Annotated in this window: 17 protein-coding genes; 9 read left to right on the top strand and 8 right to left on the bottom strand. The window is 63.9% G+C overall.

The features are described from left to right. Nucleotides 1-29 precede the first annotated feature (29 nt). The gene (locus IYW40_RS11470; RefSeq protein ID WP_196400159.1) at nt 30-728 is read right to left on the bottom strand and encodes an AAA family ATPase; all 699 of its coding nucleotides are present in this window, start codon (nt 726-728) and stop codon (nt 30-32) included. A 315-nt stretch (nt 729-1,043) separates the two neighbouring features. Between IYW40_RS11470 and IYW40_RS11465 the strand changes: the two genes are divergently transcribed. The 5 genes from IYW40_RS11465 (at nt 1,044) to IYW40_RS11445 (ending at nt 9,113) form a co-directional block, all read left to right on the top strand. Then, nucleotides 1,044-2,354, top strand: coding sequence for a replication-associated recombination protein A (locus tag IYW40_RS11465; protein WP_196400160.1), 1,311 nt, complete (start codon nt 1,044-1,046; stop codon nt 2,352-2,354). A 212-nt stretch (nt 2,355-2,566) separates the two neighbouring features. Then, nucleotides 2,567-3,766, top strand: coding sequence for an efflux RND transporter periplasmic adaptor subunit (locus IYW40_RS11460; protein WP_196400161.1), 1,200 nt, complete (start codon nt 2,567-2,569; stop codon nt 3,764-3,766). Between the two features lie 88 nt (nt 3,767-3,854). After that, nucleotides 3,855-7,070 (top strand): CusA/CzcA family heavy metal efflux RND transporter, encoded by a 3,216-nt coding sequence (locus tag IYW40_RS11455; RefSeq protein ID WP_196400162.1) that lies wholly within the window; start codon nt 3,855-3,857, stop codon nt 7,068-7,070. A 9-nt stretch (nt 7,071-7,079) separates the two neighbouring features. Then, nucleotides 7,080-8,480, top strand: a complete 1,401-nt coding sequence (locus IYW40_RS11450) for a TolC family outer membrane protein (RefSeq protein WP_210327237.1) — start codon at nt 7,080-7,082, stop codon at nt 8,478-8,480. Nucleotides 8,481-8,636: 156 nt separating this feature from the next. Next, nucleotides 8,637-9,113 carry a hypothetical protein gene (locus tag IYW40_RS11445; protein ID WP_196400164.1) on the top strand — a complete coding sequence of 159 codons (477 nt, stop codon included), beginning with the start codon at nt 8,637-8,639 and terminating at the stop codon, nt 9,111-9,113. Between the two features lie 65 nt (nt 9,114-9,178). Here the strand turns inward: IYW40_RS11445 and IYW40_RS11440 are convergent, their stop codons facing one another. The 6 genes from IYW40_RS11440 to IYW40_RS11415 all read right to left on the bottom strand — a co-directional run bounded on the left by IYW40_RS11440 (nt 9,179) and on the right by IYW40_RS11415 (nt 16,370). Further along, nucleotides 9,179-9,418, bottom strand: coding sequence for a hypothetical protein (locus IYW40_RS11440; protein WP_175093837.1), 240 nt, complete (start codon nt 9,416-9,418; stop codon nt 9,179-9,181). Between the two features lie 329 nt (nt 9,419-9,747). Continuing rightward, on the bottom strand, nt 9,748-10,029 hold the full coding sequence (locus IYW40_RS11435; RefSeq protein WP_196400165.1) for a hypothetical protein: 282 nt from the start codon (nt 10,027-10,029) through the stop codon (nt 9,748-9,750). Between the two features lie 153 nt (nt 10,030-10,182). Further along, entirely contained in the window at nt 10,183-12,894 is a 2,712-nt protein-coding gene (gene acnA, locus IYW40_RS11430; protein ID WP_196400166.1) for an aconitate hydratase AcnA, read from the bottom strand. 91 nt (nt 12,895-12,985) lie between these two features. Next, the gene (locus IYW40_RS11425; RefSeq protein ID WP_196400167.1) at nt 12,986-14,422 is read right to left on the bottom strand and encodes an MDR family MFS transporter; all 1,437 of its coding nucleotides are present in this window, start codon (nt 14,420-14,422) and stop codon (nt 12,986-12,988) included. A 71-nt stretch (nt 14,423-14,493) separates the two neighbouring features. Further along, nucleotides 14,494-16,077: a RecQ family ATP-dependent DNA helicase gene (locus IYW40_RS11420; RefSeq protein WP_196400168.1), complete on the bottom strand. Its 1,584-nt coding sequence runs from the start codon at nt 16,075-16,077 to the stop codon at nt 14,494-14,496. Then, nucleotides 16,074-16,370: a hypothetical protein gene (locus IYW40_RS11415; RefSeq protein WP_196400330.1), complete on the bottom strand. Its 297-nt coding sequence runs from the start codon at nt 16,368-16,370 to the stop codon at nt 16,074-16,076. Before IYW40_RS11415 ends, IYW40_RS11420 begins: the two co-directional genes overlap by 4 nt. 217 nt (nt 16,371-16,587) lie before the next feature. On the opposite strand from IYW40_RS11415, the gene ffh reads away from it, so the two are divergent. The 3 genes from ffh to rimM all read left to right on the top strand — a co-directional run bounded on the left by ffh (nt 16,588) and on the right by rimM (nt 19,271). Continuing rightward, entirely contained in the window at nt 16,588-18,126 is a 1,539-nt protein-coding gene (gene ffh / locus IYW40_RS11410; RefSeq protein ID WP_196400169.1) for a signal recognition particle protein, read from the top strand. A 60-nt stretch (nt 18,127-18,186) separates the two neighbouring features. Beyond that, nucleotides 18,187-18,546, top strand: coding sequence for a 30S ribosomal protein S16 (gene rpsP / locus IYW40_RS11405; RefSeq protein ID WP_018406465.1), 360 nt, complete (start codon nt 18,187-18,189; stop codon nt 18,544-18,546). Nucleotides 18,547-18,734: 188 nt separating this feature from the next. Then, nucleotides 18,735-19,271: a ribosome maturation factor RimM gene (rimM, locus tag IYW40_RS11400; RefSeq protein ID WP_196400170.1), complete on the top strand. Its 537-nt coding sequence runs from the start codon at nt 18,735-18,737 to the stop codon at nt 19,269-19,271. 22 nt (nt 19,272-19,293) lie between these two features. Here rimM and IYW40_RS11395 read toward each other — a convergent pair whose 3' ends face one another. Beyond that, nucleotides 19,294-19,905, bottom strand: coding sequence for a hypothetical protein (locus IYW40_RS11395; protein ID WP_232365972.1), 612 nt, complete (start codon nt 19,903-19,905; stop codon nt 19,294-19,296). A 107-nt stretch (nt 19,906-20,012) separates the two neighbouring features. Between IYW40_RS11395 and trmD the strand changes: the two genes are divergently transcribed. Beyond that, on the top strand, nt 20,013-20,720 hold the full coding sequence (gene trmD / locus IYW40_RS11390) for a tRNA (guanosine(37)-N1)-methyltransferase TrmD (RefSeq protein ID WP_196400172.1): 708 nt from the start codon (nt 20,013-20,015) through the stop codon (nt 20,718-20,720). Nucleotides 20,721-20,802: the final 82 nt, after the last annotated feature.

The raw sequence follows: 20,802 nt of genomic DNA, 5'->3' as shown, positions 1-20,802 counted from the left end.
TTCTTTCGCGCGGTTCTCTCAGCTGACGATCAGGCGGCGTTCCTGACCGCCTTCGTCGATTTCGCTGGCGGCGTCTTCGCTGGCGCGATCTTGGCCGCGCTGGCCGGTTTTTTCAATCGGCGCTTGATCGAGGCCCAAAGCTCCCGCATCTCCTCCGCCGCGACGCCGTCGGGGTTATATTCGCCGACCCCGCGCCCGAGCCGCGCCGCTTCCTGATAATCGACGCGCGACGACACGAGCGGCGCGAGAAGACCGCCCATCGCCTGCAGCGCCTTGGCGCCGAGTTCGACGCGCGCGCTCTGTTGCGCGGGCGGACATTGGTTGAGCAGAAAGGCGTAATCCTTGCCTTTCTCCTTTACGCGCATGCGCGTGATTTCCGACGCCCAGAGATCGAAGGCGTTGGGACGCGCCGGAATGACGCAAAGATCGGCGGCGCGCACGGCCGCCGAAAAATAGTCGCCCTCCTGGCCCGGCGCATCAATAATGGCGAGCGTCACGCCCTTTGCGGCGAGCGCGGCAAGCGCCTTGCTCAGCTTCGCCGGCGGCACGTGTTCGACGGCGATGTCCGCGGCGCCGCGCGCTCGCGACCAATTGACGAGGGTTTGCAGCGGGTCGAGATCGATGATGAACACGCGTTCCCCAGCTTGGCGCGCGGCGACGGCGACGCTGCTGGCGAGCGTGCTCTTGCCGGCGCCGCCCTTCTGGGTGACGAAAGCGATTTTGCGCATGTGCGACGGTCCAGTTTTTGGTTGATATCGACGCTTTGCACGCGAAGCCTAACGAATGAGATCCCCGCCCCGAATTCATTCACGGAATCGTAATACTTGCGGCAAGGTTAATCGGCGGTTAACGGCTCCGCTTCAGTAGTCGAGAATCCGATCAGGACAGTCCTCGACGCTGTGATGACTGATCATCAAACTCGGGGGCCGGGAGCGTCCGAGCCATCCACGGCGCACGTTCCGCCCCGTTTGCGGCGCGCTCCCCTTTTCTTCGGCTCCAGAGATTCTCGCAAGCGAGCCGCCTCGCTATGTTAATCAGTAACCATGTCCGATCTGTTCCAAGCCGCGAAGCTCGAAAACGACGCGCCGCGTCCGCTCGCCGACAGGCTGCGGCCGACGCGCCTCGATGAGGTGGCGGGACAGGATCATCTGCTTGGACCGGAGGGCGCGCTGACGCGGCTCGTCCGCGCCGGCGCGCTGGGCTCGCTCATCTTCTGGGGTCCGCCCGGCACCGGCAAAACCACGGTCGCGCGGCTTCTCGCGCATGAAACCAAGCTCGCCTTCGTACAGATTTCGGCGATCTTTTCCGGCGTCGCCGATTTGAAGAAGACGTTCGAGGCGGCGCGCGCCAGACGCGCCGCCGGCCAGGGGACCCTGCTCTTCGTCGACGAGATTCACCGCTTCAATCGCGCGCAGCAGGATTCCTTCCTGCCGGTGATGGAGGACGGCACGATCACGCTCATCGGCGCAACGACCGAGAACCCCTCCTTTGAGCTTAACGCCGCGCTGCTCTCACGCGCGCGCGTGATGACCTTCAAGGCGCTCGACGAAGCGGCGATCGAACAGCTGCTCAAACGCGCCGAAAACGCCGAAGGCAAACCGCTGCCGCTCGAAGGCGACGCACGCGCCGCGCTGATCGGCATGGCCGACGGCGACGGCCGCGCGGCGTTGACGCTCGCCGAGGAAATCTGGCGCGCCGCGAAGCCCGGCGAGATCTTCGATCGGACGGGGCTCGTCGACATCGTGCAGCGCCGCGCGCCGATCTACGACAAGGCGCAGGAAGGCCACTACAATCTCATCAGCGCATTGCACAAATGCGTCCGCGGTTCGGACCCCGACGCCGCGCTCTACTACCTCGCGCGCATGCTCGCCGCCGGAGAAGATCCGCTGTTTCTCGCGCGCCGCATCGTGCGCATGGCGGTTGAAGACATCGGTCTTGCCGATCCGCAAGCGCTCGTCGTCGCCAACGCCGCCAAGGACGCCTATGATTTCCTCGGCAGCCCCGAGGGCGAACTCGCGCTGGCGCAGGCGGTGATCTATGTGGCGACCGCGCCCAAATCCAACGCCGCCTATGTCGCCTTCAAGCGCGCGCAGCGCGTCGCGGAGGAGAAGGGCTCGCTGATGCCGCCAAAGGTCATCCTCAACGCGCCGACGAAAATGATGCGCGAAGAGGGCTATGGCGCGAACTACGAATATGATCATGATTCGCCCGAAGCTTTCTCGGGCCAGAACTACTGGCCTGATTCGCTCTCGCGGCAGAAGTTCTACAGACCGGTCGAGCGCGGATTCGAGCGCGAGATCGCCAAACGCATCGACTATTGGGATCGACTGCGCAAAGAGCGCGGCGATTCATAGTTTGGTCGCGGCCGGCTTTTCTTTTTAAAAACTGCGGCATGTGCGAAAGGGCCGCGAACCGCCGCATGGACCGGGTCAGCCAACTCCTTTAAAGAAAATGAATCAACGCCGGACGCGCGATATCCCCCACTTGCGCCGCGGCGCCAATGGCTCGAGCGGCGCGCCAATGCTACTCCCTTCAGACCGCTCGTGACGGAGCTGACTGCGCGATCATGACCCGTTATAGGTCCGTTCTGGTTCTTGCCGTTCTCGCGAGCCTGGCGCTTGGCGCCGCGCTGCCGTCGCTCTTTAGCGCCCTGCGCAGCCGCATCGCGCCTGACCGCCAAAGCGAGGCGATCCAGCCCGGGCCCGCCGACGGCGAAGTCCGGCTTTCCGCCGCTCAGATCGAAGCCTCCAAGATCGCGACGGCGACGGTCGGCCCTGGCGTCGTTACGCGCCGAATCACGGCGCCTGCGGCCATCAAGCCCGATCCGGACAAAATCGCGCGCGTCGCCGCCAAGGTCGCAGGAGTCGTCGAAGAGATGCGCAAGCGCCTTGGAGACCAGGTCGCGCGCGGCGAAACCATCGCGATTATCGACTCCCGCGAAGTGGCGGAGGCGAAGAGCGAATACCTCGCGGCGCTGGCGAATTTCGACCTGCAGAATGTGCTCTTTCAGCGCGAAAAGGGACTCTTCGAGAAGAAAATCACCGCAGAGCAGCTGTTTCTGAAGGCCAAAGCGGTCTTCATGGAAGCGAAAGTGAAGCTCGATCTTGCGCGCCAGAAACTCGCCGCGCTGGACATGAGCGAGCAGGAGATCGCCGCCCTGCCCTCTCAGCCGATCGCCGATCTTCGCCGCAAGGAGATCCGCGCGCCGATCTCCGGGCGCGTCATCGAGCGTCTGGTCAGCGTCGGACAGCCGGTCGGCGGCGAGGGTCAGGCCAAGGAGCTCTACGTCATCTCCGATCTCTCTGTCGTAGAGGCCGAACTCGCCGTGCCCGCCGCCGATCTCGCCCTGTTGCGCGAGGGCCAGGAGGTCCGGATTTCGAACGCCGAAGGACGCGCCTTCGAGGGCAAGATCACCTACGTCAACGCAATGATCACCCGGGAGACGCGGTCGGGCCAGATTCTTGTGCGCTTTCCCAATCCGGATTTCTCGCTGCGTCCGGGCAGCCTCGTGGAGGCGGAAATCTCCCTCAAAGAGGCGCGGGTGAAACTCAAAATTCCACGCTCGGCGGTGATGGTCATCGACGGCAAGCCCAACGTCTTCGTTCGCACGCCAGAGGGCTTCACCAAGCGCGACGTCGAACTTGGACGGGGAGACGATAACTCGATTGAAGTCGTCTCCGGATTGCAGCAGGGAGAGCAGATCGCCGTCTCCAATGTCTTTTTGCTGAAGGCGGAGCTCGGCAAGCAGAGCATTCCGGAGGAATGATGCGCGGCGGCGGCTTTCCTTCCTCGACGTCATGGACGACGCTTCGACTCCGCCCCCAAACTGTCGTCTTGAGTGCGAGCGGCCGCCGATGATCAAGAATCTCATCGCCTTTTCGGTCCGAAGCCGTTGGCTCATCGTGTTGTTGACGGCGCTCGTCGTCCCGCTTGGCGTCTGGTCGCTGATGCGATTGCCGATCGACGCGGTGCCGGACATCACGAACAATCAGGTGCAGATCAACGCTTTCGCGCCGGCGCTTTCGGCCTTCGAGATCGAGAAACAGGTCACCTATCCAATCGAGAACGCCATCGCGGGAATTCCGGGGCTCGAATATACCCGCTCGCTTTCGCGCAACGGCTTCGCGCAGGTCACCGCCGTCTTCGCCGACAGCGTCGACATTTATTTCGCGCGCCAGCAGGTCGGCGAACGCCTGACGCTCGCCAAGGAGATTTTTCCGCCGGGCGTCGAATCGCATATGGGCCCGGTCGCCACGGGCCTTTCCGAAATCTACATGTGGTCGGTCGACTACGCGCCGCGCGGCAGCGAGAAGCCGGCGCCTGATGGGAAGCCTGGCTGGCAGCGCAACGGCGATTATCTCACGCCGGAAGGGCAGAGGCTGCGCAATTTGCTCGAACGGACCGCCTATCTGCGAACCGTGCAGGATTGGATCATCAAGCCGCAGCTGCGCACCGTGCCCGGAGTCGCCGGCGTCGACTCGCTTGGCGGCTACATTAAGGAATATCACGTTCAGCCGGACCCGGCGAAGATCTACGCTCTCGGACTGTCTTTCGCCGATCTCGCCGGCATTATCGAACGCAACAATATCAGCCGCGGCGCGGGCTATGTCGAACGCAACGGCGAGGGTCTCGTCGTGCGCAGCCCGGGACGGCTCGAGTCGATCGATGACATCGCTAAAGTCGTCGTGTCGACGCGCGGCGGCACGCCGGTGCGACTCGAAGACATCGCGGAGGTCGGCGTCGGACGCGAGCTGCGCATGGGCAGCGCCAGCATGAATGGCGAAGAGGTGGTGATCGGCACGGCGCTGATGCTGATCGGCGCCAACAGTCGCGAAGTCTCGAGCGCCGTCAATGCGAAGATGGACGAGATTCGCCGGCTGCTGCCGCCCGGCGTTGAAGTGCGCACGATCTTGAACCGCACCTTGCTCGTCAACGCCACGATCACCACCGTCGCCAAGAATCTCGTCGAGGGCGCGGCGCTCGTCATTCTCGTGCTCTTCGTCATGCTCGGCAATTTCCGCGCGGCGCTGGTGACGGCGATGGTCATACCGTTGACGATGCTGCTGCTGGGCGTCGGCATGCATGTCGGAAAGATCAGCGCCAATCTGATGAGTCTCGGCGCGCTCGATTTCGGATTGATCGCCGACGGCGCGATCATCGTCACCGAGAACTGCTTGCGTCGCCTGACGCAGCGTCAGAACGCCCTGGGACGCACGCTCACGCTGGAGGAACGGCTGACGACCGTCATCGACTCGGCGGTCGAGATGCGGCGGCCGACGGTCTACGGTCAGGCGATCATCATTCTCGTCTATGTGCCGATTCTGACCTTTTCCGGAGTGGAAGGGAAGATGTTCCATCCGATGGCGATGACCGTCATCATGGCGCTCGCTTCGGAATTCGTTCTGTCGCTAACATTCTTTCCTGCGATGATCGCCATCGCGCTTTCTGGCCGCGTGCGCGAATCCGAAAACATCGTCGTCGAAGGGCTCAAGCGCGCCTATGAGCCGATGTTAAAATGGGCGATGGCCGCGCCTTTGAAGCCGATCGCGCTTGGCGCGGGCGCCTTCATTCTCGCGGCGGGTCTCTATCTGACTTTGGGCGAAGAGTTCGTTCCGACGCTCGATGAAAAAAACCTCGCCATGCAGGCGAATCGCATCCCGAGCGCGTCGCTGACGCAGGCGCAGGCGATGCAATTCGACATCGAACGCACACTGCGCAGCTTTCCAGAGGTCGATTACGTCTTTTCCAAAACCGGCACGGCCGAGATCGCAACCGATCCGATGCCGCCGAACCTGACCGATACTTTTATTATGTTGAAGCCGCGCGACAAATGGCCCGACGCAGGCCTCGACAAGGCGGCGTTGATCGAAAAAATGGAGGCGCGGCTCGCGCAACTGCCGGGCAACGCCTATGAGTTCTCGCAGCCCATTCAACTGCGCTTCAATGAGCTGCTCGCCGGCGTGCGCGGCGATATCGCCGTCAAAGTGTTCGGCGAAAATTTTGACGTTTTGTTGAAGGCGGCCAATCAGATCGCCGGCGTTCTCAATACGGTCAAAGGCGCGAGCGATGTAAAGGTCGAACAGGTGGTTGGTCTCCCGATCCTCGACATCGCCGTCGATAAGGGCGCGATCGCGCGCCTTGGCCTCAGCGTCGCCGCGGTACAGGACGTGATCGGCGCCGCGATCGGCGGACAAAGGGCTGGAGTCGTGTTCGAGGGCGACCGCCGCTTCCCCATCGTCGTTCGTCTGCAGGACAATTTGCGCGAGGACGCGCAGGCTTTGGAATCGATTCCGGTCGCGCTTCCCTCGGCGGCGGGCAACACGCCCGTCGTGCTGCTGAAGCAGGTGGCGAAATTCTCCACCCTGGACGGCCAGAACCAGATTTCGAGGGAAAACGGCCATCGCCGCATCGTGGTCAGCGCCAATGTGCGCGGGCGTGACATTGCGTCGGTCGTTGACGAGGCGCGCGCGAAAATCGAGAAAAAGGTGACGCTGCCGCCCGGCTACTGGATTGCATGGGGCGGGCAATTCGAGAATCTCGCGGCGGCCCGGGCGCGGTTGATGATCGTCGTGCCGGCCTGCTTTTTCTTGATCTTTCTGCTGCTCTACTCGGCGCTCGGCGCGACGCGCGACGCGCTGCTGGTGTTCACTGCGGTGCCGCTGGCGCTATCGGGCGGCGTCGCCGCGCTGTGGCTGCGCGGCATGCCCATGTCCGTCTCGGCCGCCGTCGGCTTCATCGCGCTCTCGGGCGTCGCTGTGCTCAATGGCCTCGTCATGCGCACCTATATTTCCCAGTTGATCGCAGGCGGCATGGCCGAACGCCAGGCGATCTTCAAAGGCGCGATGACGCGACTGCGTCCTGTCGTGATGACGGCCCTCGTCGCGTCGCTCGGCTTCCTGCCGATGGCGCTCGCGACGGGCACCGGCGCCGAAGTGCAAAAGCCGATCGCGACGGTCGTCATCGGCGGCCTGATCAGCGCCACGGCTCTAACTCTTGTGGTCCTGCCTGCCCTCTACGCCTTCTTCTGTCGTTCGCCAGAGTCGACTACCGTGCAGCAAAGCGGAGGTTGACCGGTGAGCATGCGCGGCGTCGCCTCGGTCCTGATCTGCTTCTTTCTGAGCGGCGGCGCAGCGCATGCGGAAACCTTGGCGGGCGCGATGTGTCGCGCCTATAACGCCAACCCGCAGCTCAACGCCGGCAGAGCCGAACTGCGCGCCATCGACGAAAGAGTGCCGCAGGCGGAGGCCGGCATGAGGCCGCGCGTTTCGGGCGACGCCTATCTCGGCGTGCAGCACAATCGGCTTGTCACGAAGCAGCGCGACGTCAACGTCAACGACCCGACCGATACCTCGGTCACGAAGAACATTCAAAACGGCGGCAGCCTTCCCCGCTCCGCCCATCTGACATTCGAACAGCCGATATTCGACGGGTTCAAGACACAAAACCAAACGCGTGCGGCGGAATCGGGGGTCTTCGCCGGACGCGAGCGGCTGCGCCTGACCGAACAGCGCATATTATTCGACGCCGTCACCGCCTATATGAACGTCTTGCGCGACACGGCAGCGCTCAAACTTCAGGAAAGCAATGTCGCGGTCCTGAAGGAGCAATTGCGCCAGACGCGGGAGCGCTATCAATACGGACAGATCACCTTGACGGATGTCGCGCAGGTCGAGGCGCGGCTCGCGGGCGGCAAGTCTCTCGCCGGCGCCGCGCGCGCCACGCTTGACGCCAGCATCGGCGTCTATCGCAAGACGGTCGGCGTCGAGCCGACGAAGCTCGCGCCGGGCGCGCCGATCGACCGATTGCTGCCGAAGTCGCGCGAAGAAGCGGAACGCATCGCGCAAAACGAACATCCGTTCATCCTCGCGGCCCTTCACGAGGCCGACGTCGCCGATCTCGACATCAAGGCGCTCGAAGCCGACTTCATGCCCAAACTGTCGATCGTCGGCGACGTATTCACGCAGACCGATATTTCCGGCATCGGCAACCGCAACGTCGGCGCGAAAGTCCTCGGACATCTCAACGTGCCTATCTACGAGGGCGGGCTGACGTCCTCCCGCGTGCGGCAAGCGAAAGAAACCGCCGGGCAGCGACGGTTCGACGCCGACGTCGCGCGCGCCGAAATTCTCTCGCTGGTGCGCGCCTATTGGGGCGCGCTGCAGGCGGCGAAAACTCAGATTTCAGCCGCGCAAACGCAAATCGCCGCGGCCGAGCGCGCGCTTTACGGCATAAGAGAAGAAGCCAAGGCCGGTCAGCGGACGACGCTCGAAATTCTTATCGCGCAGCAAGAGCTGCTCTACGCCCGCATCGCGCTCGTCTTCGCTCAGCGCGACCGCGTCGTCGCCTCCTATGCCGTGCTCTCTTCGCTCGGGCGGCTTTCTTCGGGCTGGCTCGGTCTTACGCCCGGCGGCTATGATCCGGCGATCCACTTCGAGCAGGTGAAGGATCTCTGGGGCGACCCGACCACGCCCGACCGTTAGAGCAGGTTCCCAAAAAGTCGCATCGATCACATGATTCCATGTGATCGGGAGGCGCTCTTGGATTTGAGACGCGCCGCGATGCTGCGATAAGATGCTATAGTTTAAAAAAGACGCGCCGCCGGGCGCGAAATCATCAGGGCTGAGGGAGAGGACATCATGCGAGGCGCTTTCATCACATTCGCCGCTGCGATGCTGCTGGCGTTGCTTTCGGCGATCCCGGCAAATGCTTTTTGCATGTTCGGCTGCAATCCGACTGAAGCGCATGCGCGGCAGATTTTCGAGAACTTGCTGAAGCAGCGCGTCGACAAGCCGTTCAAGATCGTCGAGTTCAAACAGACGATGGCCGAGCGTCTCGAGATGCACGCCACCGGAGAAAAGGGCTACGAGATCTTCTTCAATGCGCGGGTCGAGTTCCCGGAAGGCGCCAATCTCGAATGCAAGCCCGAGGCCGGAAAATTTCCCGAAGGCTGTTCGCCGAGCAGTCATTTTGTGACTGCGCCGCGCAGTTCCGATCCGGCGGGCAAGCAATATATCGCGCCTGGGTCGACGGTTCTGTTCGACGAGGAATATCGCTTTTATGAAGCGGGCAGCGGCTGGAAAGGCCCAGACGGCAACGTCTATACGGCGGACTGACCAAAAAAACGGGCGCGCATTGAATGCGCGCCCCGTCTCAACCGACCTCACTCGCGAGGCTCGGCTTATTTATCCTTCGTGTTCTGCGGGCAGCCGCAGGCGGCGTCACAGGCCTTCTTATTGGCGCGGACTTCATCCTGGTTGGCGGCATAGTTCATCTTGCGGGCGAGGTACTCGTCGTCGCATTTCTCAGCGCATTTAGCCTGCTTGTCTTCGTCCGCTTTGTGGACGTCGCAATCCGCGAATGCCGGGCTGATCATGCCGGCGACAAGGAGAGCCGCCGTCATAATGGCGTATTTGTTCATTTGGTGGTTTCCTTCACTTGCCCGTTGGGCGTCTAGACTGCGCTTGCGCTCGACCCCTCCCGCCATGGAACAGCAACGGCGTCACATAACGCAATAAGCGGCCGGACGATGTCGTATGTGGCCGCCCATGTCAATTGCGAGTCACGGGCGCGACGTCTTGCGCCGCTTCGTCGGTCTGCGGCGCGGGTCGCGAAAAGCGTATTGTTTCCACGTTCTTGATGAACACGAAGACGCGGCGCGACGGCTGACTTACATTTGATCGGCGCAACGCGAAAAAGGGCGCGCGATGACGCGCGCCCTTACAGCTCGGGCTCAGACTGATGCGAGTCTTAAAGGCCCTTCGAGTTCTCCGGGCAACCGCACTTGTCGTCGCACGCTTTCTTGGCGGACTTGATCTTGCTCATGTCCGCCGTCCAGCCTTGCTGATCCTTGAGATAGGCGTCCTCGCACTTGCTGGCGCAAACGGCCTGATCGTCCTCGGCGTGCGTGTCGCAGCTGATGCGCGTCGCCTGGTTCGGAGCGCGCAGACCGACGCCGCCGTCGAAGGCGAACGACGGCGCGGTCGTCGCCAGGAACAGGGCGGCGACGGCCGTAAGGGCGTATTTATTCATATGTTGATTTCCTCTTCTTCGCGTCGTGAGTTTTTTGTTTTTGTAGAGCGCTGCGTTGAAGACATTGAGATCCGCAACGGCTCGAATTCAACGCAAAGCGCGGGCAACGCTGTCGGAGGACTCACTTTGAGTCAATGGTTTTTTTGGCGATATCTAAGGGACGAGTTGTCGCAACACGTAAGGAAGGATGCCGCCATTCTTGAAATATTCCAACTCGTCGAGCGTATCGATGCGCGCAAGCAACGGCACAGTCTTGGTGGACCCATCCGAGAACGAGATCGAAGCGACCAGAGTTTTGCGTGGCGCAAGTCCCTCGCGCAAGCCATGGATGGTTACGGTCTCATCGCCTTTGAGTCCGAGCGTGTCCCAACCTGTCCCCTCCGCAAAAGTGAGCGGCACGACGCCCATGCCGACGAGATTGGAGCGGTGGATGCGCTCGAAACTCTTGGCGATCACGGCGCGCACGCCGAGAAGCGCCGCGCCCTTGGCCGCCCAGTCGCGTGACGAGCCGTTGCCATATTCGGCGCCGGCCAAGACGACCAGCGGCGCGCCCTCGTCCCGGTAGCGCATGGCGGCGTCATAGATCGACATGATGTCGCCGCCCGGATAATGCTTGGTCAAGCCGCCTTCCGGCGTGAGGCCTTTCGCATCCCGCATGATGTGATTCTTGATGCGGATATTGGCGAAGGTGCCGCGCATCATCACTTCATGATTGCCGCGACGCGTGCCGTATTGATTGAAATCGGCCGGCGCGACGCCATGCTCCATCAGCCATTTGCCGGCGGGCGAAGCCGCCTTGATCGAGCCGGCGGGCGAGATGTGATCGGTGGTGATCTTGTCGCCAAAAAGCGCGAGGACGCGTGCGCCGACGATATCTTCCACAGGCTTGGGCTCGCGCTGCAGACCGACGAAATAGGGCGGGTCGCGCACATAGGTGGACTGACCGTCCCACGCGTAAGTCTCGCTGCTTGGCGCTTCGACTGCGCGCCAATGCGCGTCGCCCGAAAAGACGTTGGCGTAGGTCTCGCGAAACAGATTGCGCGTCACCTGATCGCGAACGAAGGTCGCGATTTCCGCATTCGGCGGCCAGATGTCGCGCAGATAAACCGGCGTCCCGGCGCTGTCATGTCCGAGAGGCTCCTTCGTCAGATCGATCGCCATCGTGCCCGCGAGCGCATAGGCGACGACGAGCGGCGGCGAGGCGAGGTAATTCGCCTGGACGTCGGGATTGACCCGGCCTTCGAAATTGCGATTTCCCGACAGCACCGAGGCCGCGACGAGGTCACGCTCATTGATGGTCTTCGAGATCGCCGGCGGCAGCGGCCCGGAGTTGCCGATGCAGGTCGTGCAGCCAAATCCCACAAGATTGAAGCCGAGATCGTCGAGATATTTCTGCAATCCGGACTTCGCGAGATATTGCGCGACGACCTGACTGCCCGGGGCGAGCGAGGTCTTCACCCAGGGTTTCGCCTTCAGTCCGCGCGCGGCGGCGTTGCGCGCCAGCAATCCCGCGCCGATGAGCACGCTGGGGTTGGACGTATTGGTGCAGGAGGTGATGGCGGCGATGACGACGTCGCCATGGCCGAGATCGAAATTTTCGCCCTCGACGCCATAGCGCTGCCCGAGTCCGTCTTCCTTCTTATATTCGGTCGCGAGCGCGCCGAGAAAGGCCGAGCCGACGTCGGAAAGCGCGGCGCGGCTCTCGGGACGCTTTGGGCCGGCGAGCGACGGCGTCACCTCCGCAAGATCGAGGCTCAGCGTATCGGTGAATTCGGGATCGGGAGCGCCGGACTCGCGCAGCATCCCTTGCGCCTGGGCATAGGCTTCGATCAGCGCGATACGGTCGTCGGCCCGCCCGGACATGCGCAAGTAAGCGAGCGTCTCCTGATCAATGGGGAAGAAGCCGCAGGTGGCGCCATATTCCGGCGCCATATTGGCGATGGTCGCGCGATCGGCGAGGCTGAGATGATCAAGCCCTTCGCCAAAGAACTCCACGAATTTTCCGACCACGCCTTTTTTGCGCAGCATTTGCGTGACGGTCAGGACGACGTCCGTCGCCGTCACGCCTTCCTTCGGCGCGCCGGTGAGCTTGAAGCCGATCACTTCCGGCGCGAGCATCGATAAAGGTTGGCCGAGCATGGCGGCCTCGGCCTCAATGCCGCCGACGCCCCAGCCAAGAACGGCGAGGCCATTGATCATGGTCGTATGCGAATCGGTGCCGACCAGCGTGTCGGGATAGGCGAGTTCGACCGTCTTGCCGTCGATGCGCTCGGTGCGCGTCCAGACGGTCTGCCCGAGATATTCCAGATTCACCTGATGGCAGATGCCGGTGCCGGGGGGCACGACGCGGAAATTGTCGAACGCCGACTGGCCCCATTTCAAAAATCGGTAGCGCTCGCCATTGCGCTCATATTCGAGTTCGACGTTGCGGGCGAAGGCCTGCGGCGTGCCGAAACTGTCGACGATCACTGAATGGTCGATGACAAGATCGACGGGAACCAGCGGATTGATCTTCTGCGCGGTCCCGCCGAGCGCGACGACGGCGTCGCGCATCGCCGCAAGATCGACGACCGCCGGCACGCCGGTAAAGTCCTGCATCAGCACGCGCGCCGGCCGAAAGGCGATTTCGCGCTCCGTCTTGCCTTTCTCCTCGAGCCATTTCGCGAAGGTTTCGATCGACTCCCTGGTGACCGAACGGCCGTCCTCGTTGCGCAGCAAATTTTCGAGAACGACCTTGAGCGAATAGGGCAGGCGGGAGACGTCTCGAAGCCCGTTTTGCTCCGCCGCCCTCAGAGAGAAATATTGATAGGACCGATTCCCGACGACGAGCGTCTGGCAGGCGTTGAAACTATTGAGCGAAGCCATGGAAAGGTCCTTGCGGCGCTGGAAGGCGGAATCTTTCTAGAAAATTCCATGCCATGGGGGCAAATAGAAAAGACGCGAGCAAAATCGACCGTCAGCTGCGTCGCTCGCCGCGCAGCGGCCGCTCCTCCATACGCGTGAGGAAAAGCAGGGACAGGCCCACGCAAACGGCAAGCGCCAGAAAAACGAGGCGAAAGCTCGAAAACAAAGCGGCGCCGTCGACGTCCGTCTTCATCTCCTCAAGCAATTGCGCGCGGCCGCCGCCAATCGCCAAGGCGGCGAAAAGCGCGACGGCCGCCCCGGCCGCGAGCTGCCGAAAGAATTGCATCGAGGCCGTCGCCGTCCCCAAATCGCGCGAATCGACCGCGTTCTGCACCGAAACGGTCGCGACAGGCAGCATCGCGCCGATCCCGAAGGTCGTGACGGTGAGCAGGGCGTTGAGCAAAAGCAGCGAGCGGCCCGAGCCCATCATCGCGGCCGCGCCCAGAGCGGCGAGAGCGCCGGCGCCGAGCCCGAGGAGCGGAGCGGTCTTATAATGCGTCAAACGCCCCATCAATCGTCCGGACACTGTGGCGCCGGCGACGGTGCCGACCATCAGGGGAATAAGCGTCAGCCCCGATTCGCTCGCATTCATCCCGCCGCAGATTTCGTAATAGATCGGCATCACGACCGAAAGTCCGACGAACCCGCCGAGCCCAAAGGAACTCGACAGAATGGCGTCGCGCACGATTCGAAGTCGGAGAATGCGCAGCGGAATGAGCGGCTCCTCGGCGCGCGCCGTGCGCCAGGCGAAAAGCGCCCAGGCGAGAGCGGAGGCGGCAAGGATCCCGACGATCGGAGCCGACCGCCATGGATAGCGCACGCCGCCCCAGCCAAGCGCCAGCACGAGAAGGCCGGATCCGGCGATCAGCAAAAACGCGCCCAGGTAATCGACGCGATGCGGATGGCGCCGCTCCGGCACCCGCTTCAACCTCGAATTGACGATCAGGAGCGCGGCGAGGCCCAGCGGCAGATTGATCCAGAAGATCAGCGACCAATGCCAATATTGCGCAAAAACCCCGCCGAGCGCCGGACCGGCGATGCTGGAGGTGATGAACACCGCGGCGAAATAGGACTGATACCGGCCGCGCTCGCGGGGCGAGACAAGATCGGCGACGATCGTCTGCGCGAGCGATATCAGGCCGCCGCCGCCAAGTCCCTGAATGACCCTCGCGCCGGCGAGCGCCGCCATGCTCGGGGCCAAAGCGCAAGCGACCGATCCGATCACGAAAGTGATCACCCCGACCAAAATGACGCGCCGCCGCCCGTAGACATCGGCGAATTTGCCGTAGAGCGGCGTCACCACCGTCGCCGCGATGAGATAGGCGGTCACGATCCAGGGCAGATCCTGAGGATCCCCGAGGTCCGCCGCAATGGTCGGCATGGCCGTGACCACAATCGTCTGGTCGAGGGCCGAGAGCAGCATCGCGAGGCCGAGCCCGAACATGACCTGTCGCAGTTCGGCGGCGTTTGGCGGCGGGTTAGCGGACATGGCCTCGAGGGAACAGCACGGGGAGCCCTAACTACAGTGTTGCGGCGCCGAACGAAACCCTCACGCCGGCTTTAGAGGGCTTCGCGGATCACCCGCAGCAGCGCCGCCGCGTCTTCGAGCCCCCGCAGCAGCGGGTCGTCGGCGCTGTGCGGCCTTTCGCGCGCGAGGGCGCGCAGCGCCTGTTCGGACGCCACAATTCGCGGCGCCAGCCGGCGCCGTTTTGCGATGGCGAGCCGCTCGGCCTCGAGCGCGCGCAGCAGACGCGCCTCGGCCACCGTCAGCGGCGGCTCCTCCTGCCGCCTCGGCGTGTCGATGTCGATCGGCGCAGGCGCGAGCTCAGGGAGATCGGCATCGTCTTCCGAAAGGTCGGCGCGCGCGGCGAAGCCGCTCGCGAGCGCGGCGCGCCAGCCGAGCGCGAATGATGACAAGCGCCGGGGCCACGCCATCGGTCCGCCGCGGCAATGGTCGCATCTCCCGCAGGGCCCGCTCTCTTCGCCGAATTCGGCGAGGAGGCGCTGAAAGCGGCAGCCCGGCGCCGCCGCGAGCCGCGCCATCGCCTGGCGTCTGGCGTAATCGCCGGCGGCCGCGTCGTCTTCTTGCGCCGCACCCGGAATGCGCCAGCGCAGCGCCAGCTCCGCGGGCGAGAACAGCGTCAGCGCGCGGGCCGGCGCGCCATCGCGCCCGGCCCGGCCGATCTCCTGATAATAGCCCTCGACCGAGGTCGGCAGATCGGCGTGAATGATGAAGCGCACGTCCGGCTTATCGACGCCCATGCCGAAGGCGATGGTCGCCACCATCACCGCGCCCTTGCGGGTAAAGAAAGCGTCCTGGCTCTCCGCGCGCGTGTGGGCGTCGAGCCCCGCGTGATAGGGAAGCGCGTCGAAGCCGAGCCGCGAGAGTTCGCGGGCGAGCGCGTCGGTCTTGTTGCGCGAGTTGCAATAAATGATGCCGCTTTCCTTCGCGCCGCCGCGGCCTTTGCGCGCGAATTCGACGATCTGCCGCAGGCCGGCGCGCTTCTGCGCGAAATCGAGCGCAAGATTGGGCCGCGCGAAGGAGCGCTGGAAGATCTGCGGGGGCCGCGCAAACAGCGTGCGGGCGATGTCCTCGCGGGTGCGCGGACCGGCCGTCGCGGTAACGGCGAGCATCGGCGGCGCGCCGAGCTTTCGCGCAATCTCGCCCAGCGCGCGATAGTCGGGGCGAAATTCATGGCCCCAATGCGAGACGCAATGCGCCTCATCGACCGCGAAGAGTTTTATGCGAATGCTGCGCAATAAATTCTGCGTTCCGTCCTGGGCAAGACGTTCGGGGGCGGCGTAAAGCAGCTTTGCCCGGCCCGACGCGATGGTGTCGATCGCGGCCGCCGCTTCATCGTCCTCCTGCATGGAGTGGAGCGCGACGGCCCCGACGCCCGAATCGGCGAGGGTTCGAAGCTGGTCGCGCATCAGCGCGATCAGCGGCGAGCAGACGAGAACGAGTCCGCCCCCCGGAGCTGCGGCCGGCAGCTGATAGAGGAGCGATTTGCCGGAGCCCGTCGGCATGATGGCGATGGCGTCGCGCCCCGCGAGCACGGCCTCGACGATCTCCGCCTGACCCGGCAGAAAGTCCGCAAAACCGAAAATGCTGCGCAGCAATTCTTGCGCGGACACCCCCGTCATGGCGCCGCTTGAGACAGCAGCGCTTCGGCGATTTCGCGCCATTCGTCTTCGAGCAGGCCTTTGTGGGGCTCTCGCCCGGCGCGGCGGTACCAATAGAAGGCGTTCGAGCGATCGCCCTCCTTGCGATGGAGAAAAGCGTGAACCCACATACTGTCGGGGTCGGATTTGTCGTCGACGCATTTATGCGCCGCGTTCCAGTCGCCTTTAGCGTCGAACCACAGCGCCCGCAGCGGCGGGGGGAGAGCCGGCGCCTCGGATGCCGAAAGCGATTCGAGAAAAGCGTTGAGGGTCATGAGTTCCAGCATAAAATATATCAAAGAGCGTCATGTTAGCCGCAAATACGCCCGACGTTGACTCCCGCGTGCGCCCCGCCTAAACATCGGCGCATATCTCGAAAGAGAACCCTAACACACGCCGAGCCGTCCGAGAGGCGGTAGGCCAACGCCCGGCAGCGCGATGCGCCCCCGGGCGCGTTTTGCTTTGGAGCCTTCGCGCTCGCGGGAGAACAGCATGTTCGAGAGCCTTTCCGATAAGCTCTCCGGCATTTTCGACAAGCTCACACGGCGCGGCGCGCTTTCCGAGGCCGACGTCAACGAGGCGCTGCGCGAAATCCGCCGCGCGCTGCTCGAGGCTGACGTCGCGCTCGACGTCGTGCGCTCCTTCACCGATAAGGTCCGCGACCGGGCGATCGGCGCCGGCGTCATCAAATCGGTGACGCCCGGCCAGATGGTCGTCAAGATCGTCAATGACGTGCTGATCGAGACGCTCGGCCAGGACGCGGAGCCGATCGATCTCGTCGCCGCGCCGCCGCTCGCCATCATGATGGTCGGCCTGCAAGGCGCCGGCAAAACCACAACCACCGCCAAGATCGCCAAAAGGCTCAAGGAGCGCCACGGCAAGCGCACGCTGATGGCCTCGCTCGACGTCAAGCGTCCGGCGGCCCAGGAACAGCTCGCCGTGCTCGGCCGGCAGGTCGAAGTCGACACGCTGCCGATCGTCGTCGGCCAGACGCCGGTGCAGATCGCCAAGCGCGCGATGGAGGCGGCGCGTTTGCAGGGCTACGACATCGTGTTGCTCGACACCGCCGGCCGCACGCATATCGACGAGCCGCTGATGGCCGAGATGGCGGAGATCAAGACCTCCTCCAACCCGCATGAAATCCTGCTCGTCGCCGATGCGCTCACCGGCCAGGACGCCGTCAATCTCGCCCAGAATTTCGATGAGCGGGTCGGGCTGACGGGCATTGTATTGACGCGTATGGACGGCGACGGCCGCGGCGGCGCGGCGCTCTCCATGCGCTATGTCACCGGCAAGCCGATCAAGCTCATCGGCGTCGGCGAAAAGATGGACGCGCTCGACGAATTCTCGCCGACGCGCATCGCCAACCGCATTCTCGGCATGGGCGACATTGTCGCGCTGGTCGAAAAAGCCGCCCAGGCGATCGACGCCGAACAGGCCCGCAAGGCCGCCGAGCGGATGGCCAAGGGCAAGTTCGATCTGCAGGACCTCTGCGATCAGCTCGCCCAGGTGGAAAAGATCGGCGGATTGGGCGGCATCATGGGTCTGCTGCCCGGCGTCGCCAAGATGAAGGATCAGATCGCCGCGTCCGGTTTCGACGACAAAATGGTGAAGCGCCAGCGCGCCATCATCCTCTCGATGACGCCCAGGGAGCGGCGTAATCCCGATCTGATGAAAGCCTCGCGAAAGAAGCGCATCGCCGCAGGCTCGGGCGTGAAGGTCGAGGAAGTCAACAAGCTCCTCAAGCAGCATCGGCAGATGGCCGATCTGATGAAGTCCTTCGGCGCCGGCAAGCGCGGCGGGGGCATGATGGGCAAGGCGGCGCAAATGATGGGGCTTGGCCCCGGCATGCCGACGCCCACCCAGGAAGAGCTGCAGAAACTGCAGGAGAAGCTCGGCGTGCCGCAGCCAAAGGCGTCACCCGGCGGCATTCCGGCGGCGCCGCCCCCCGATCTTCTCGCCAAGCCAAGCCTGCCGGGGCTCGGCGGCGGCTTGTTCAGCGGATTGAACCCCTTCGGGAAGAAGAAATAGCAAACCGGCGATTGTCGTCGCCGGTCCCCTCACTCACCTCAACGCAACAGGAACGAAAACATGTCCCTTAAAATTCGTCTCGCCCGCGGCGGCGCCAAGAAGCGTCCCTTCTATCGTGTCGTCGTCGCCGACTCGCGCTCGCCGCGCGACGGCCGCTACATCGAGAAGATCGGTTATTTCGATCCCTTGAAGGAGAAGGACGCGGCCGACCGCCTCGTGCTCGACACCGAAAAGGCGAAGGCCTGGATGGAGAAGGGCGCGCAGCCGACCGATCGCGTCGCGCGTCTGCTCGATGGTCTCGGCGTGATGAAGCGCGAAGCGCGCAGCAATCCGCAGAAGGCGCAGCCCAAGAAGAAGGCGCAGGAGCGCGCCGCCGCGGCGGCCGAGGCCGCGGGCGCGGCGGAAGCCCCGGCGGCGTAACTGGGGCGCATCTTTGCCTCGCCCTCGAGAGGGAGTTGGCGGAACGCCATGCGCGATATTTCATTCGCCCTCATGCTGAGGAGCGCCCAACGGGCGCGTCTCGAAGCACGAGGGCGGACAGCGCGTGCGGCGATTTCCTCGTCCTTCGAGACGCGTGCTGCGCACGCTCCTCAGGATGAGGAAATCGAATGAAAGGGCCTGCGAAAGGGCGCGTTCTTCTCGGCCGCTTCGGCGCAGCGCATGGCGTGCGCGGCGAGGTCCGACTGCAGAGCTTCACGAGCGATCCGCTGGCGATCGCAGCCTATGACGGCCTCACCGATAAAAGCGGGACGCGCAATTTCAGGCTGCGCGCCTTGCGCCGGCAGGGCAAGGACATGCTCGTCGCGCAAGTCGAGGGCGTCGACGACCGCGCCGGCGCCGAGGCGCTAAACCGCATCGAACTCTACGTCGCACGCGAGATGCTCCCCGCGCCGGAAGAGGACGAATTCTATATCGCCGATCTCATTGGCCTTCGCGCCGAAACGCCGGATGGCGAGGCGATCGGGGTCGTCGTCGCGGTGCGCAATTTCGGCGCGGGTGACATTCTCGAAATTGCGCCAGCCGCCGGCGGCGAATCGCTGCTTTACCCGTTCACCGGAGCCGTCGTTCCGGTAGTCGACATCGCTCAAGGGCGCGTGGTGATCACGCCGCCGGCGGAGGTCTCGGCCGAGCCGGATCTACACTAGGCCCCGCCGCGCATCTCTCGGCTTATTTCGGCGCCAAAAGGCGCAAGTCCTCCTCGCCATTCTTTACGTAAAAGTCCTTAACGTCGAACCACACCGTCTGCGGCCCGTTCGGCGTGTCGTAAACGATGACGTCATAAATTCCGCCCTCTTTGACGAAACGCCGCTCCTTTTTTCGCCAGCCGGGATGCTTCAGCTGGATCCAGAAATCCTCCGCCGGAACCCCTTCGAGGGAACTGGCCGCGCCCACGATCTTCACAGCCATTTCGCGGCTGTGGCCATCGCCGCCGTCGAAACTCACGAGCGGTTTTGATTTGAGCCTTTCGGCGAAGCTCTGTTTGTAACACTGAAGGAAGGCGGCGGCGCATTCCGACGGCGCCGAGTTCGCATTGGATTGGCTGCAGCTTCGCAGTTGCAGGAAGCACTTGAAGCACGCGTTCAAGCAGGTCAAAGTCAGTGAATCGCGCAGCGACTCGGAGCCCTTCGCGCCCTCGCGCACGGCCCAACAGGTTTTCTGACAACTGCCGTGCATCTGCCCGACCGTGAGCGTTGGCGGCGCGTCAATTGGCGTCGCGCGCGCCGCGAAGAGGCCGCCGAAAGCCCACAATAGAAAGCCTATTCGAAGAAAGAATTTCATCGTTGGCCCCAAGCTGTCGCAATGTCTGCGACACTATGGCCGAGGCTTGATCTCAGCAAGAATGAAACTGCTTCTCGCCTCCGCGCAGGCCATGCCATAACCGCTCCATGTTCCGCGCAACGGTCCTCACCCTTTTTCCCGAAATGTTTCCAGGTCCCCTGGGCCTGTCGCTCGCCGGCGACGCGCTTTCGCGTGGCATCTGGACGCTTGAGCCTCGTCAGATCCGCGAGCATGGGCTCGGCCGCCATCGCGCCGTCGACGACACGCCGGCCGGCGGCGGTCCCGGCATGGTGATGCGCGCCGACGTGCTGGCGGCGGCGATCGACGCCGCCGCGCCCAAGGACGATCCGCGCCCGCGCCTGCTGATGACCCCCCGCGGCGCGCCGCTGACGCAGGCGCGCGCACGCGCGCTCGCCCAAGGCCCCGGCGCGATCATTCTTTGCGCGCGGTTCGAAGGCGTCGACGAGCGCATCATCGACGCCCGCGCGCTCGAAGAAATGTCGGTCGGCGATTTCGTGCTTTCGGGCGGCGAGATCGCGGCGCTGGCGCTGATCGACGCCTGCGTGCGGCTCATTCCCGGCGTGATGGGCGAAGAAGCCTCAGGCGTCGAGGAAAGTTTTGAGGCCGGCCTCCTCGAATATCCGCATTACACGCGGCCCCGCGATTTCGAGGGACGCGACATCCCCGAGGCGCTGCTCTCCGGCGATCACGCCAGGATCGCCAAATGGCGCCATGAACAGGCGCTGGCGCTCACCCGCGCCCGACGCCCGGACCTCTTGGCGCCCCAGACAGGCGACGCCGTGCGACGCCGCTGACTCTCGGCGCGCTGCTCTATTTTTCATCTGGTCCGCCAAGGCGCGCGATCTAGCTATTGAGCAGCTCACCCGAGCTTGAGCC

The organism is Methylocystis sp. H4A (genome assembly GCF_015709545.1).
In the GTDB taxonomy this organism is placed as follows: domain Bacteria; phylum Pseudomonadota; class Alphaproteobacteria; order Rhizobiales; family Beijerinckiaceae; genus Methylocystis; species Methylocystis silviterrae.
This window is presented reverse-complemented; position numbering and strand designations above follow the sequence as displayed.